13 protein-coding genes are annotated in these 14,504 nt (G+C 56.0%); all 13 read left to right on the plus strand.

Translation table 11 applies throughout. The features are described from left to right. Nucleotides 1-767 precede the first annotated feature (767 nt). On the plus strand, nt 768-923 hold the full coding sequence (locus tag B5G37_RS15125; RefSeq protein WP_158099318.1) for a hypothetical protein: 156 nt from the start codon (nt 768-770) through the stop codon (nt 921-923). Nucleotides 924-925: 2 nt separating this feature from the next. Next, a complete protein-coding gene (locus B5G37_RS00320) occupies nt 926-1,990 on the plus strand; it encodes a lambda-exonuclease family protein (RefSeq protein ID WP_087241947.1) in 1,065 nt (354 codons plus the stop codon). Between the two features lie 17 nt (nt 1,991-2,007). After that, complete coding sequence (locus tag B5G37_RS00325) at nt 2,008-4,281, plus strand: ATP-dependent RecD-like DNA helicase (protein ID WP_058963805.1); 2,274 nt, start codon at nt 2,008-2,010, stop codon at nt 4,279-4,281. 68 nt (nt 4,282-4,349) lie between these two features. Continuing rightward, nucleotides 4,350-5,438 carry a hypothetical protein gene (locus tag B5G37_RS00330; RefSeq protein WP_087241945.1) on the plus strand — a complete coding sequence of 363 codons (1,089 nt, stop codon included), beginning with the start codon at nt 4,350-4,352 and terminating at the stop codon, nt 5,436-5,438. 38 nt (nt 5,439-5,476) lie between these two features. Further along, the gene (locus tag B5G37_RS00335) at nt 5,477-7,255 is read left to right on the plus strand and encodes a YodL domain-containing protein (protein WP_087241943.1); all 1,779 of its coding nucleotides are present in this window, start codon (nt 5,477-5,479) and stop codon (nt 7,253-7,255) included. A 10-nt stretch (nt 7,256-7,265) separates the two neighbouring features. Then, a complete protein-coding gene (locus B5G37_RS00340; protein WP_087241941.1) occupies nt 7,266-7,517 on the plus strand; it encodes a hypothetical protein in 252 nt (83 codons plus the stop codon). A gap of 73 nt (nt 7,518-7,590) precedes the next feature. After that, nucleotides 7,591-8,565, plus strand: coding sequence for a Cas9 inhibitor AcrIIA9 family protein (locus B5G37_RS00345; protein ID WP_242962711.1), 975 nt, complete (start codon nt 7,591-7,593; stop codon nt 8,563-8,565). A gap of 11 nt (nt 8,566-8,576) precedes the next feature. Beyond that, the gene (locus tag B5G37_RS00350) at nt 8,577-9,122 is read left to right on the plus strand and encodes a hypothetical protein (RefSeq protein WP_087231245.1); all 546 of its coding nucleotides are present in this window, start codon (nt 8,577-8,579) and stop codon (nt 9,120-9,122) included. 1 nt (nt 9,123) lies between these two features. Beyond that, nucleotides 9,124-11,316 carry a PcfJ domain-containing protein gene (locus B5G37_RS00355; RefSeq protein WP_087241937.1) on the plus strand — a complete coding sequence of 731 codons (2,193 nt, stop codon included), beginning with the start codon at nt 9,124-9,126 and terminating at the stop codon, nt 11,314-11,316. Between the two features lie 64 nt (nt 11,317-11,380). Further along, nucleotides 11,381-11,863 carry a hypothetical protein gene (locus tag B5G37_RS00360; protein WP_087241935.1) on the plus strand — a complete coding sequence of 161 codons (483 nt, stop codon included), beginning with the start codon at nt 11,381-11,383 and terminating at the stop codon, nt 11,861-11,863. Nucleotides 11,864-11,875: 12 nt separating this feature from the next. Beyond that, on the plus strand, nt 11,876-12,094 hold the full coding sequence (locus tag B5G37_RS00365) for a hypothetical protein (protein ID WP_006573947.1): 219 nt from the start codon (nt 11,876-11,878) through the stop codon (nt 12,092-12,094). Next, complete coding sequence (locus B5G37_RS00370) at nt 12,087-12,407, plus strand: hypothetical protein (protein ID WP_006573946.1); 321 nt, start codon at nt 12,087-12,089, stop codon at nt 12,405-12,407. The genes B5G37_RS00365 and B5G37_RS00370 overlap by 8 nt, the downstream gene beginning before the upstream one ends. Continuing rightward, nucleotides 12,407-14,428: an NAD-dependent DNA ligase LigA gene (ligA, locus tag B5G37_RS00375; protein WP_087241933.1), complete on the plus strand. Its 2,022-nt coding sequence runs from the start codon at nt 12,407-12,409 to the stop codon at nt 14,426-14,428. The genes B5G37_RS00370 and ligA overlap by 1 nt, the downstream gene beginning before the upstream one ends. The last annotated feature ends 76 nt before the right edge of the window (nt 14,429-14,504 follow it).

A 14,504-nucleotide genomic window follows, 5' to 3' on the forward strand; every position in this document is an offset into this window, starting at 1 on the left:
CTCCTTTATTTGCAATTACATATATCCCCTACGATTTGTAGTGGAAGGTTTTCAACAAAAACAATGAAGTCATTCAAATTCATCGGGAAGTGTAGGGTCTCTTCCAAAGGCCATTTCCTGCGCCGGGGCTTTCCGCCGCGTATTGCCAGGGCCCGCTGTGCGGTATTTCAATCGTGGGCGGGCTCCATGTGGTCATCGCACACTGTCCGCGATCCCTGTATAACTCCAATGGAAAAGGTTATGGGGCTTGTCAAGGTACAAAAAGAGCGTGCAGACCGGCTACGGAGTCCCATGCCATGTCTGTACGCCCTATATATAGGAGATGGCGGCCAAATTTCTGCAAATCCTGTGCCTTTTGATGAGTTTTTTTGAGCAATGCCATTTTCAGCAACAGAAAGATACTATATATAGATGATATTCCTTGACTAACGCAAGATATTGTGTTACACTGTTTCTGTAATTGATTTTTGTGCGTTTTCCCCTTGTGGGATACAGACCTAGTTTCTGTACCGCGGATTGAAAAATCTGCATTGCACACGCAGTCAAGATTGTACTTGTGCCAGTAGTATTACTGCGCCCCTCTGGGCCGGTATATTACTGGCTTTTTTGTTTTCCGGGACTTTTGCTCCCGTCAGCGAGGATGACTTTGGTTCATAGGCAACTATGGACATCAGGCGTTACGCCCACTGTCACCCTCGCTTTTTTCTGCCCAAATGCCGGGAACGGCTTTGAGGATATACCAAAATCACAGAAAGGCAGGTATGAACATGAATGTAAAAAAGCGGAGTCAGGAGTCTCTGACGAGTAAGAGAAAACCGATGGAGAGCTGGCGGCAGTACCAGAAGCTGAACCAGTCCGCACAGAAGCATTGCCCGGTGATTCGGGCGCCCGTCATTCCCCGCAGGACACGGAGGGGGTGTTGAGTATGCCGGCAGGCAGTGTGGCTGTCAAAGAGCGGCATCAGCCCCTGGTGCTGGTGGATACGGCAGGCTTGTCCGAAGAAGAATGGCTTGCTTACCGCCGGAAAGGCATTGGCGGCAGCGATGTTGCAGCTCTGCTGGGCATTTCACCGTGGCGGACGGCCCGGGATCTGTTTTATGACAAGCTGAACATTGCCGTGGTCGAGGACCATGAGGACAACTGGGTGGCCCTGGAGATGGGACACCTGTTGGAACCGCTGGTGGCGAAGATCTTCCAGCACAGGACCGGCTACAAGGTCTATCAGATCAAAAAGATGTTCCAGCACCCGAAGTATCCCTGGATGCTGGCGGATGTGGACTACTTTGTAGAACTGCCGGACGGCACCACCGCTATTCTGGAGATCAAGACCACAAACTACAACGCCAAAGACAACTGGTGGCTGGATGGTGAGGAAACCATTCCGGCCTACTATGAGTCCCAGGGACGGCATTACATGGCCGTTATGGATGTGGACCGCTGTTTTTTCTGCTGCCTGTATGGCAACAACGAGCAGGAAAGCATTATCCGTGATATGCAGAGAGATCTGGCCTATGAGGATGAGATGATTTTCCTGGAGCAGAATTTCTGGGAAAATCATGTGCTTACCAGAACGCCGCCGCCTTACACCGAAGATGGCGACCTCGTGATCGAGAGCGTGCGCCGGTACACTGGCCCCGCTGACAAGGAGGCCCCCGCTGTATCACTCGACCTGCCCCTGACGGCCAAGCTGATGCGTTTTCTCCAGCTCCAAGAGCAGAAAAAAGGCGCAGAAGCAGGCAAAAAGGAAATCGAGGAAGATATGAAGCGGCTGAAGGCTGCCATCATTGCCAAAATGGGGAAAAGCTGCAAAGCCATCTGCCAGCAGGATGGGGTGAACTATACCGTCACCTACAATCCGGTGCGGACCCCCGGTATTGACAAGGATAATCTGAACAGGCTGAAGCTGGAACATCCGGACATCTATGAGCAGTATGTGACTGTTTCCGTGCACCGCCGCTTCACGGTCAAGAGTGACGCCGAGGCGGCATAAAAGGAGGGAAAAAAGAAGTGATCCATAGAGGAACTTATGACGGGACGATCTACCACAACCCGGTGAACAAGTTCTGCATCATCAGCGTAAAGACCGCTGATAAGGAGGTGCCCCAGGAGGCCCGTTCCACCCGCCGGTACAGAGATCATCTGATCCGCTTTGTTGCGACGGGCTATGAACTGCCCCGCACGGACGCGGTAGAGCTGGAACTGGACGGCGAATGGACAAAGGGCAAATATGGTGTGCAGCTTCAGGTGGAACAGTGGCGCGAGATCGTTCCCAAGACCAAGGACGGCGTGGAAGGCTATCTGGCCTCCGGCCTCATCAAAGGTATTGGGCCGGCGACTGCCGCGCAGATCGTCTCCCGGTTTGGCGTGGAAACGCTGGATATTCTGCAAAACCATCCCGAGCGGCTGCTGGAGGTCAAGGGCATTACGGAAAGCAAGCTGGAGGATATCAAAACCTCGTATGCGGAGAGCCGGATGCTCCAAGACCTGATGACGCTGCTCTCCCCATTCAAGATCACGCCGAAAACGGCCCTGAAGATCTACCAGCACTTCGGGCCCGCCAGCGTGGACATCTTGAAAAGGAGTCCCTTTGAACTGTGCCAGGTGTCCGGTTTTGGATTTCTCCGGGTAGATGCCATCGTTCAGAAAAACGGCGGCGACCTGCATGACCCCATGCGGGTCAAAGGCGCGCTGTTCTGGGCGCTGGAGGACAGCAAGGGCGGCAAAGGACATTTGTTCCTGCCTGGTGAAACTTTGCGGAAGGAGGCTCTTCGGCTTCTCAACACAAAGATCCCCGTCCCGTCTCTCCGGCTTCATGAACAGGAGGTCGCGGATGTGCTTCAGGACATGATCCTTCATGGCGAGGTGGTATCCGTCAAAGATAACATCTACCTGCCCCGCACATTCGCACAGGAAGATGAAACGGCCCGGCGTATTGCCATGCGGCTGATAGAGCCGTCTGCGCCGGAGCGCATTGAGCAGGCGCTGGAGCAGGTCAAGCGTGAAATGGGGCTGGTGCTGTCTTCCAAACAGGAGGCAGCGGTCTACGCGGCTTACCGCCACAGCCTGTCCATTATCACTGGTTCTCCCGGCACCGGCAAGACAACGGTGCTCAAGACCATTTTGGAAGTTTATCGCCGCCTGCACCCGAAAGGTGAAATCGTTCTGATGGCGCCGACCGGCCGTGCCAGCCGTCGTATGGCGGAAAGCACTGGCTTTGACAAGGCGCGGACGCTCCACAGCGGCCTGGGCCTCGGCAGTGAAGAAGATGACGCCAACCGCAGCAGACAGCAGGAGCCGTTGTCGGCGGACCTGATCATTGTGGACGAGTTTTCTATGGTGGATATGTGGTTGGCAGACAAATTTTTCTCCCGCATCAAGGATGGGGCCCGTGTCGTTCTCGTGGGCGACCCCGACCAGCTCCCCAGTGTGGGCGCCGGGACTGTGTTCCGCGAACTGATCGACTGTGGCTTGATTCCCGTCACGGTGCTGGACCAGATCTTCCGTCAGTCCAAGGACAGCCTGATCGCTTATAACGCCAAGTTTATCAACGAGGGCAACACCAAGCTGTACTTTGGGCCGGACTTTGTATTTATGGCAAGCGATAACCAGGCGGAGGCTGCGGAGCGGATCATCGCCCGTTACTGCCGGGAAATCGCGGAAAGCGGCATCGACCGGGTGCAGATTTTGTCTCCCTTCCGTTCGGAAGGCGCTGCGTCGGCGGAACAACTCAACGAGGCCATCCGCGAGGTGGTCAACCCGTTCCGCTCTGCCGAGGAAGAAATCAAGATCGGCGTCAAAGTGTTCCGGGTCAACGACCGGATCATGCAGACCAAAAACACCGCCAAGGTGTCCAACGGCGACCTGGGATTTATCCGCTATATCAAAGACGATGAAGATGGCAAGCGCGTCGGCCTGGATTTCGGTGTGGGCCGAGAGCTGGAATACAGCGTAGAGGATATGGTCAATCTGGACCTAGCCTACGCCACCACCATCCACAAGGCAATGGGCTCTGAGTATGAAACGGTCATCATGCCGCTTTTGAAAGCGCACACCGTCATGCTCTACCGCAACCTGCTCTATACCGGCATCACCCGGGCCAAAAAGCGCGTGGTGCTGATCGGCCAAAAGCAGGTGCTGTTTATGGCGATCCACCGGAATGAAATCGTCAAGAGGAATACGCTTCTGGGCAAGCGCATCGGCATGTACTATAAGGCCTATGCCAAGCGGGCCGGAATCCCGGTCCCGGCGGCTCTGGAAGAAGAACTGAAATACGCTGGTTAAAAAAGAGGCGCAAGGTGCAGAAAATTGCCCCGCGTCTCCTATTTATTACACAGGAAGGAGTATATGACATGAACGACAGCAATGCGAAAACGATGTACGAAACTGTGCCTGCGGCCGCTGAACTGAACAAGGTGCCGGGCTTTGACCCGCTCAAGTTCCTCCGCCGCACCAAGGACACCCTGAAGCTGGACCTGCCTTACCAGAAACTCTGGTTCCGCATGGCCCATCCCAACGGCCGTATGCGTCTGACGGCGCTGCGGATCACGGAGCAGATGGCGATTTTTGAGGCCAAGGTATTCCTGGACCGCAGTGACGCGGAGCCGTTCAGTATGAGCACGGCCCAGCAGACTACCCAGGACAGCCGCGACTTCGTGAAAGCCGCCCAAAATGAGGCGCTGAGCCAGGCCCTTACGGACGCCGGTTTTGGCATCCAGCTGATCAGCGCCGGCGCCCAGGCCGATCTGATGGAGAAAAGCGCCGGAGCGTCTGTCAAAAAGGCCGCAGAACCGCCTGCCGGGCCGGCGGAATGCACGGCACCGCCGCAGGAGCCCCACAGCGCCCCTCAGAGGGCCGATGAGCCTGCCGAGGGGAAATCCCCTGCCAGCCCCGTTGAAACGCCGCAGAGGGCGTTTGAGGGCGAAAAGGCGGCAACAGCGACAACGGCCCCGTCGAAGGAAAACACTGCTTCGGAACCGGTGAAGCAGCACCTGCCGGTGGAGCCGGCGAAGAAATTCGATACGCTCCCGGTTGACGCTTCGCCAAAGACGGAACAGCCGGCGGCTGAAAATGAGCAGGCGGATGAATTGCCCGTCCGCGGCAATGTAACGGAGCTGCCGGTCCAGCACACGGAGGAATCCGAACCTGCCGCCGAGCCTATGCAGCCCGAAGATGACGCTGCCGGGGCGGCGGATACTGCGGTGGATACCCCCTCTTACACGAAGGACACGCCTATGGAGGATATTCTGCAGGTCATGACGCTGGAACAGGCCCAGCAGGTCATCGTAGACGATGGCATCTGCAAGGGCATGACGATTGCCCAGGTGGCCGAGAAGCGGCCTGTCAACCTGCGGTATTACTTGATCCCGGGCAAAAGCAAAAACAACATGGTCCGCGCTGCCGCCCAGCTGGTTTTGAATTCGCTTCAAAAGGCCGGCTGATATGGCCCCCGGCGAGGGCATGAAGGGAGGAATGACAGATGGGCTCGTACCCGGATGAATTTCCCTTCGGTATCATGGAAGTTGTGGAACTGCTGCACCTGCGGGTCAGGCGCCAGCAGGCAAACAGCGTCTATGTGGACTGCCCGTTCTGCGGTGACCGCCGCGGGCGGATGAATGTCAATTTCGTCAAAAATGTCTGGCGGTGCAATCACTGCGACGAACATGGCGGAATGCTGGCGCTATATGCAAAATTGAATCACACGACGACCTCTGACGCTTATTGGGAAATTGCAGAAGCTCTGTGTGACAATACCCACGAGGAACACGCACGCTCCGGGAATGAAGCCCAACAGCAGCCGGTCAGCACCGGGTCCCCATCTTCGGGGGCCCGGGCGGCCGCTGCAGGTTATTCTTCTTCCGAGCGAAAAACTGTGCCGCAGTCGGACAAAGCCAGCCCGGCCGAGATCCATCAGACGCTATCCCTCCTGCTGGCCCAGCTTACGCTGCGGCCGGCACATCGGGAACATCTGCGTTCACCAAAGCGTGGGCTGTCTGATGAACAAATCGAGGCGCTGGGCTTTAAGAGTACCCCGCCGCCCTTCTTATGCCGCTCTATCACGGACCGGCTGATCAGGCAGGGATGCAGGGTGCAGGGCGTACCCGGATTTTACCGGGACGACAGCGGCCACTGGACAATGGCATTTTATAAGAAGACCTCCGGCATCCTGATTCCCGCCATAGGCTTTGACGGCCGGCTTCAGGGATTTCAGATCATGCTGGATGTACCGCTGAAACACAAGGATGACCCGCCGGAGAAACCGGGGGCCAAGTACATCTGGTTTTCCTCTTCCTCAAAGACAGACGGGACAGGCTCCGGCAGCCCGGTACATCTGATCGGTGACCCATCCGCCCGGGTGGTCTATGTGATCGAGGGGCTGCTGAAAGCAGATATTTCCCATTGTCTGACCGGGCGCACCTTTGCCGCGATTGCCGGGGCCAACAACACCAGCCCGCTGGACCCGTTGTTTGCCCTTTTGGCGCAGAACGGCACGGAGGAAATCATTGAAGCCCACGATATGGACAAGTACAACAATCAAATGACGATGGCCGGGGCGTCGAAAATTTATCTGACGGCCCGGAAGTATGGCATGAACTGCCGGAGGCTGACCTGGAATCCCAACTATAAGGGATTTGACGATTGGCAGCTGGCACTTCGCCGGGAAAATCAACGGAGAAAGGAGATCGATAGACTTAGTTTTAAGGCGCAGTACCTCCGCGGTTTGTGTGAACTGGCGCATATTGAGGACTGCATCGAACTATGGCAGCACTTGGCTGAAAACAAAACCTGCCTGACGGAGTATCTTGGTTTGACCAGAGAGGAACATGAAACTTTCCTGCGGCAAGGCAGGGATGCCCTCGGCACCCTGCTGGAACCCCAGCGGCGGAAACAGAGATTTGTGCTCTATCAGTTGGAACTGGACGAGCAAAAAGCGATCCCATTTGCTTTCAAGGAACTTGCGGCGCTGCAAAAGGCCGGCTATGAACAGCCGCCCGCCGCCATGTACCGCATGGCCGGGTCTGGCGAAGTCTACTGCCCGGTGGAACAGAGCGACGCAGAGATTTTGAAGCGCCTGTTTGCTGACTGCCGGGAGGAACTGCCGGAGGGCTGCCACGGGCGGCCAATGGCGCTCTCTGATGTGGTAGAACTGGACCATTCTCCACGAAGGATCTACTACTATGTCAATGGGGAGCATGAATTTCCGCAGGTCAAGTTTTCCCCCATGCTTGCCAAAAAGGACATCAAAGAAGGGACATAAAGAGGCTTCAATGGTTGTTGTAAATGAGACGAAGAGAGGGCAACTTCTGGCGCTTCTGGAGCAATGCGCCCATCTGAACGCTGATGTGCGGCCCCGCACGGATAAGGGATATTTTACGGTGACGGTCCCGCCGCCGTGGAATGGCCCGGCCCAGCGGAAAGCCCAGGAGGTGCAGGACAGGATCAAAAAGTGGTCGGAGCAGTATCCCAATGTGGTATGTTACTGTTTCGACAGCTTCAGCACACTACTCTATGTGCTGTGACACAGGTAAACGATGGCATGGAACAGGTTTTATCCTGATCCATGCCATTTTTGTCAACGGAAAGGAGTTTATTATGGGATATTTTTCGGAAATGTCGCTGGATATGCAGGAAGGCCGCAAACCGTCTGCCGCCTCGCTCACCCGCGAGTGCGCTTTTGAGGACGGGGAGAACTTTGACGAGCTGCCGGTGCCGCCGGCTGACCGTCAGCCCGTACCGCCTGCCGCAGAGCCGGCGCCGCAGCCTGCTTTTGAGGACGACGGAGATTTGGATGAGGCCCCGGAAGAGCTGGAACAGCCTGACGAGGCTGAGTCTCCCGCAGAAAAAACCGATGAGGAGGACAATGCCGATGAGGGTCAGGCGGAGCCTGCCAAGGCCGATGCCTCCAATGCGGACGCTGACGAGGAACAGCGACGTGCCGAGCATGAGGCCGCCGAAGCCAAACGGAAGGCTGAGTGGGAGGCGAAACAGGCGGAAAAGAAGAAGGCCCTGCAGGAGCAGATGGACCGCTTGGCCGCCATGAGCGACGATGAGGTGGTGGCTGCTTCCATGCAGCGGGTCAGCGGCGATGTGGAAAAGCTGACCCGGCGCAATATGAAGGAGTGCGTGTCGGAGTATATCCAGACCAAGTGCCTGGAAGATCCGGCCTTTGCCCGCCTCACCATGCACCCGAAGAAAACAATGGTTCACTGCTTCCAGTACATCAGCCGCAAGGCATGGGAGTACATCCAGGACGAATTGAAAGCAAACGGCATCCAGCCGGGCCAGGGCAGCCAGGGGTATGGCTGCGATATTCCGGATGACCTGTGCTATCAGTGGTCGGAGGACTATTTCCGCGATCCGGACGCCAAAGAGGACCAGGAGCAGGAAGAAAAGTTTGTCCCCCGCCCCTACTATGGCAAGTCTTCCGTGAAATCCTCCAAGAAAAAGAAAGCCGAGAAAAAGCCTGCCGAGAAGAAAAAGCCTGAGCCCAAGCCGGCGCCGGAAAAGAAGCCTGCTGCTGACGGCCAGATGTCCCTGATGGATTTTGGCATGGCAAAGGCCGGCTGAGGAGGCAGCGTATGATTGCGTATAAAGGTTTTCGGCCCGGCATGATCTGCATTGACTATCAGTTTCAGATGGGCCTCAATGTGACGGAAAAGGCCAACTGCCGCCAAAATGGATTCCATTGTGCGGAGGACCCGTTAGACTGCCTGAGCTATTATGGCGATGTAGACCATTCGGAATATTACATCGTCAACGCCGGCGGGGACATCGATGAGGACGAGGTGGATTCCAAGATCTCCTGCACCGAGCTGACGGTCCTCAAACGGCTGACGAAAGAAGAACTGTTTCTCCACGGCCTCGCCTTTATGGCAGACCACCCCAAGCGGAAGTGGAACAAGCATGTTCGGAAGGACAGGGCTGAAGCGCGGGGTGGTTATGCGGTCGTCCGCGGCGCCGACCCCATAGCCAAGGGCTGCCGGAAGGGTGATGTATTGGCCTTTGCCAAGGAGGACCCGGCCACCGGCAGCATCCAGCAGATCGTGGTGGCTACCATTGATGGAAAGACGCTCCTGCCGGATGTCTGGTATGGAGCGAATCTTGAGAAAAGGACGGTGAGTTAATTTGAAGAAATCCATGCTTCTGGCGATGCCGATGCTGACGGCATCGCCGGAGATGAAACAAGCAGCGATGGCGGACGAGCCCAAAAAGGAGACGACTTATTACGGCCATACCTATACTACCCGCACCTATTTCGCATATATGAATTGTCTGGTGCAGGATGGCATTCTGAAAGCCGCTTTTTTCCTGCCGGATCATCTGCGGCTGGATGGAAACAACCCTGTCTATGAGGTGTTTCTCGACAAGGAAAACCGCCAGTTTCTGACCTACGATCACTTGGAGAAAAAATGGCGGGACGCCAAATTAGACCGTTTGGAATGGCATGGCAGGAACTACTACGCTACCTGCTGGGTCAGCGAGGAAGATGCGGCCCTGGTTCAAGACTATTTTTCCGGCGAGCGCGGTGGCGCCCTCGGCATTCTCGATTTTCAACGGAATGTGCGGGATGAGCAGCTGGAGCGGCGCCACAAACGGATTACCGACCCGTGGGACCAGGATCTTGCCCAGGTGCCGGAGCTGCCCAAGGATTGGGCGCACTGGGCCGACAAGGTGGCCGTGCGGGAAAATTTTATATTTTACCATTACAAGCGCGGTGGCGCTAAAACAGGCTACTGCACCTTCTGCGGGAAGGAGGTGCCCATTTCCGGGCATCCCTACCACAACAAAAAAGGGCGCTGCACCCGCTGCCGGCATCCCGTAATGTTCAAGGCTTTGGGGCGCGCAGGCTATTTTCAAACAGATAAGTATTATGCTTATCTGGTCCAGCGGTGCAGGGATGGATTTGTCGTTCGGGAATTCCGGGCGGACAGGACCTACCGAAAGGATACCCTGCCGCACAGCGAGCCCTATTGGCATGAGTTCCGGCGTTCGATTTATGACCGCACCGGCGAAATCCGCTCCTATTACTGGGGGATGTACTGCCAGCGGGAAACACGCTGGATCGCGGGAAGCCCCTGCTATTACGCTTATTATGGTGATCAATCCGGCCGGGTATATGGAAAGACTTTGCCCAGCCTGGAGAAAAAAGAACTTCGTCAAACCGGCTTGGCCGAGTGGATACGAAGCCATCCGATCACTGATCCTGAAAAATACTTGGCAGTCTGGAAAAGGCTTCCCCAGATGGAGCAGATCTGGAAGGCTGGACTGCAGCGGCTGACAAAGGAGTGTTTCCATAACTGCGACAATGTGCGGAAGCTGGTGCTGAACCCCAGTGAGCCCGGGCTGATCCGCGCTCTGGGTCTGGATGCCTCAAAATTCCGCCGCCTGCGGCAGATGGATGGAGACACAGAAACTTTGGCCTGGCTGCAGCTTGAGAAGCGGACCGGACAGCGTATCACGGACGACATGCTGCGCTGGAGCAAAAAGGAACAGATCAGCGCCAAGGATCTGGTGTTTATCGCAGACCGAATGAGCCTGGTGCAGATCAAAAATTATCTGGAGCGGCAAAAAGAGTATTTTGATGGCAGCTGCCAGCAGGCGCTGACCACCTGGCAGGACTATCTTGCTATGGCGGAACGGCTGCACTATGACACCAGCGATGAGATCGTCTACCGTGTGCGAAAACTGCGCCAGCGGCACGATGAACTGGTCCTTCAGAGTGAAGCCGGGAGCCTGGAAGAGCAGGCGTCGAAAATGGCGGCGAAATATCCCCATGTTAATGCCATCTGCGTGGAACTGCAGGAAAAATATGCCTACAGCGATGACGACTACACGGTGCTTGCGCCCCAAGACATCTTTGAAATCATCAAGGAGGGGCGCATGCTTCATCACTGTGTCGGCAATGATGGCGCCGGCGAGCGGTACTATGACCGCATGGAACGCCGGGAAAGCTTCATCATGTTCCTGCGCCGGACGGAGGAACCTAACGATCCCTACTATACTCTGGAGATTGAACCAGATGGAACAGTTCGTCAGAAGCGCACTTTGTTTGACCGGCAGTATGAAGATATTGAACAGGCAACAGAATTCCTGATCAAATGGCAGAAGGTCATTGCGGCCCGCCTTACCGGCCGCGACCTGAAGCTGGCTGAGCGGAGCCGTGAGCTGCGGAAGGAGGAATTCATCCAGATGCAGAAAGACCGTGTGATCATTCACACCGGGCATCTTGCCGGCCGTCTGCTGGCAGAGGTGCTGCTGGCCGATTTGATGGAAAATACGGAAGTCATGCAGCCGCAGGCACTCCCTGCTGCCGCGTGAGACAGGTTCAACGGCCGGGCGTCTTTCGGGGCGTCCGGCCCACTTTATAGAATGGAGGTCTTAGATGGGGAGAAAACGATTTGAGTACGAGATACGCGGTTACAGGTATGCGCCTGAGAGTTTCCGGGCTTTTAAAGGATTGCCGGGACAGAAAATGGAGCAGATCTCGTTGTCGGGTGAACAGCGTCGGAAAATGGGCTATCTCTGTATGACCCAAGGCGGCAAGGCGGGTGTAGCCTATGTAAAGCACATCGAGCGGGAGCGGGAACACAAGTGCCGGCGGTACATGACCTATGGCTTTCTTCTCAAAGACGAGCCGCATCGGTATGTGTATTGCTCCAATCTTCGGTGTAGGGAGAGTGACACGCCCAAAGAGCGCCTGCGTATCCTGCGCCTCTACCGGGAACATCTGGCCCAGACCGGCGGGCGTATTGAACAGAGTACCGAATGTGAGTTTGACGGAAATTTCCGCCCGGTTCATGTGCGGAAAAATTATGTGGTTGCCGACTTGAGCCGGCCGGTAGTGGTCTGGCTTTATACGGCATGAAAGGAGAACTCCATGAAACAGCTTGGAAATCTGGCCGTGGTCTGCGCCCAGCGCCCCGATGTGCTGATGCAGATTTATGGCAGCGAGGTAAGCGTACACACAGGAGAGGGGCCGGAACGGGCCGTCCTCACTGCAAAATGGGATGATGATGAGACGATCCAGAGCATCATCCGGGAATTGAATTTTGGCCGGTATGCCCCGGACAGGGAAAGGATGGTGCGGCATGATTAAAAACCTGAACCAGCTCAAACGCGCTCTTCGGCCTGGTATGCGTCTGGAAGTTATCGGCCACTGCCGGCCGGGGTGCATTGGGCAGCTGCGGGAGGTCACTTGGGTCAATACCCAGGGCTTTTATACCAAAACGCTCAATCCGCCCGATCCGAAGCTCAATGCGGCAAACGAGGGGCGCGGCGCCATCCTCTGGTGGGGAGCCGCGCGCACCTGGGAATTTGAAGATGGGGTGTGCAAGTCATACACCCGTAGCGAACATACGGCGGAGACGCTGATTATGGCGTTCCGTGTTTTAGAAAAGGAGGCGGCCTGATGGACCAGAATTTGTTAATGAAGCAGCGGGAGCTGAACGACCGGCTCAACCGCTACCGGAATGAGTATTACAATCTCAACAGCCCAAGCGTCAGTGATGCGGTCTATGACCGATTGTTTGAGGAACTGCAGGAGTTGGAAAGTGCAACGGGCGTCCAGATGTCAAATTCGCCCACCAATACCGTAGGATACCCGGCGGTCAGCAAACTGGAAAAAACAAATCACTCGATTCCGCTGCTGTCTCTGGATAAAGTGAAGAATGCGGAGGATTTGTGCCGCTTTATGGGAGAGCATCAGGTGATGTTCATGCTCAAGTTGGACGGCCTTACCATCAAGCTGACCTATGAAGGGGGCAAATTGGTGGAGGCAGCTACCCGGGGCGACGGTGATGTGGGCGAAATCGTGACCCACAACACCCGCGCTATTGGCGGCATCCCCGAGAATATCCAATATGAAGACCGCCTGGTGGTCACCGGCGAGGCGTTCATCCGCCCCAGCGATTTTGAACAGCTGAAGACCACTCTGGTGGACAGCGATGGGAAACCCTACAAGAACGGCCGCAATCTGGCGGCCGGCTCAGTGCGCCTGTTTGACGCCGGGACCTGCCTGGGACGGCGACTGATGTTCATGCCGTTCACTGTGCTGGAGGGCATGGAGGAACTGCCTCGCAAGTCGGAGCGCCTCAAGGCGCTGCGGCCGCTGGGCTTTCTGCCCTGCAAGTACATGGTCACCAAGCGCCCTTTGACGCAGAAGGAAACCGAGGACGGTATCCGTCAGCTCAAGGAGTATGCGGCGGACGCTGATATTCCCATTGACGGTATCGTTATTACTTACAACGACATCGCGCTGTCCAAAAGCTGCGGGCGCACGGGCCATCACTACAAGGACGGCCTTGCCTTCAAATTTGAGGATGATTTGTTCCAGACAAAGCTCCAGACGATTGAATGGACGCCCGGCCGCACCGGCGAGATTGCCCCGGTTGCCATTTTTGAGCCGGTGGAGATCGACGGATGCGAAGTGTCCAGAGCCAGCCTGCACAACCTGTCCTTCATTGAGGATCTGGAATTGGTGCCGGGCTGCCGTATCCTGGTGAGCAAGCGAAACATGATCATTCCCCATGTGGAGGAAAACCTGGACCGGGGCAATTTTTCTATGGATGCCGTGATCCCGCACCAGTGCCCCTGCTGCGGAGAACCGACCAGAATCCATGAAACCAGTGGCCGCGGTGAAAACGGCGAGGAACGGGTCATCAAGACCCTGTTCTGCGACAACGCCGCCTGCGAGACCCGGCGCCTTAAACAGTTCGTCCATTTTGTGAGCAAAAAGGCCATGAACATTGAGGGACTGTCGGAAGGAACGCTGGAAAAGCTGATTGGCCGCGGCTGGATTCACAGCTATCTGGACATTTACCGCCTGGATCAACATAGGAATGAGATCATCCGGATGGACGGTTTCGGTGAAAAGTCCTGGCAGCGTCTTTGGGACGCCATCCAGCAGAGCCGCAGCACGACATTCGAGCGGTATGTTATCGCTATGGACATCCCGATGGTCGGCAATACCGCCAGCAAGGTCCTTTGCCGGGAATTTCACGGCAGTCTGGACGAATTCCGGGATGCCGTCTATGGGGGCTATGACTTCCGACAGCTCCCGGACTTTGGAGAGACGCTGCACAACAACATTCAAGAATGGTTTAACAAGGAAGAAAATTTCTGTATTTGGGAGGAATTACAGATGATGATGAACATTCAGAAACCGGTGGAGGCCGACAACCAGACCATCAACAGGGACAATTCTTTTTCCGGAAAGACCATTGTGGTCACGGGAAAGGTCGAGCCTTACACCCGCGACGAGATGAACAGCCTGATCGCCTCATTGGGGGCAGTGGCCGGCAGTTCGGTGACCCGCAAGACCGATTATCTGGTCTGCGGCGAGAAAGCCGGCAGCAAGCTGTCCAAGGCGCGGGAACTGGATATCCCGGTGCTGACGCCGGAGGAATTTTTCCGCATGGCCGGTGTGGCTTAACCAGTCGGTTCATCAGAGTTTGACAATGGGGAGAGGGCGGTCTGCGTCCTCTCCCTATATTTTTATGGAGGAACAC

Source organism: Pseudoflavonifractor sp. An85 (assembly GCF_002161235.1).
Taxonomy (GTDB): Bacteria; Bacillota; Clostridia; order Oscillospirales; family Oscillospiraceae; genus Enterenecus.

Bases quoted from the DNA above. Each gene is read 5' to 3' on its own strand.
- B5G37_RS15125 (WP_158099318.1), top strand. From the start codon at position 768: ATGAATGTAAAAAAGCGGAGTCAGGAGTCTCTGACGAGTAAGAGAAAA.
- B5G37_RS00320 (WP_087241947.1), top strand. From the start codon at position 926: ATGCCGGCAGGCAGTGTGGCTGTCAAAGAGCGGCATCAGCCCCTGGTG.
- B5G37_RS00330 (WP_087241945.1), top strand. From the start codon at position 4,350: ATGAACGACAGCAATGCGAAAACGATGTACGAAACTGTGCCTGCGGCC.
- B5G37_RS00335 (WP_087241943.1), top strand. From the start codon at position 5,477: ATGGGCTCGTACCCGGATGAATTTCCCTTCGGTATCATGGAAGTTGTG.
- B5G37_RS00340 (WP_087241941.1), top strand. From the start codon at position 7,266: ATGGTTGTTGTAAATGAGACGAAGAGAGGGCAACTTCTGGCGCTTCTG.
- B5G37_RS00345 (WP_242962711.1), top strand. From the start codon at position 7,591: ATGGGATATTTTTCGGAAATGTCGCTGGATATGCAGGAAGGCCGCAAA.
- B5G37_RS00350 (WP_087231245.1), top strand. From the start codon at position 8,577: ATGATTGCGTATAAAGGTTTTCGGCCCGGCATGATCTGCATTGACTAT.
- B5G37_RS00360 (WP_087241935.1), top strand. From the start codon at position 11,381: ATGGGGAGAAAACGATTTGAGTACGAGATACGCGGTTACAGGTATGCG.
- B5G37_RS00365 (WP_006573947.1), top strand. From the start codon at position 11,876: ATGAAACAGCTTGGAAATCTGGCCGTGGTCTGCGCCCAGCGCCCCGAT.
- B5G37_RS00370 (WP_006573946.1), top strand. From the start codon at position 12,087: ATGATTAAAAACCTGAACCAGCTCAAACGCGCTCTTCGGCCTGGTATG.
- ligA (WP_087241933.1), top strand. From the start codon at position 12,407: ATGGACCAGAATTTGTTAATGAAGCAGCGGGAGCTGAACGACCGGCTC.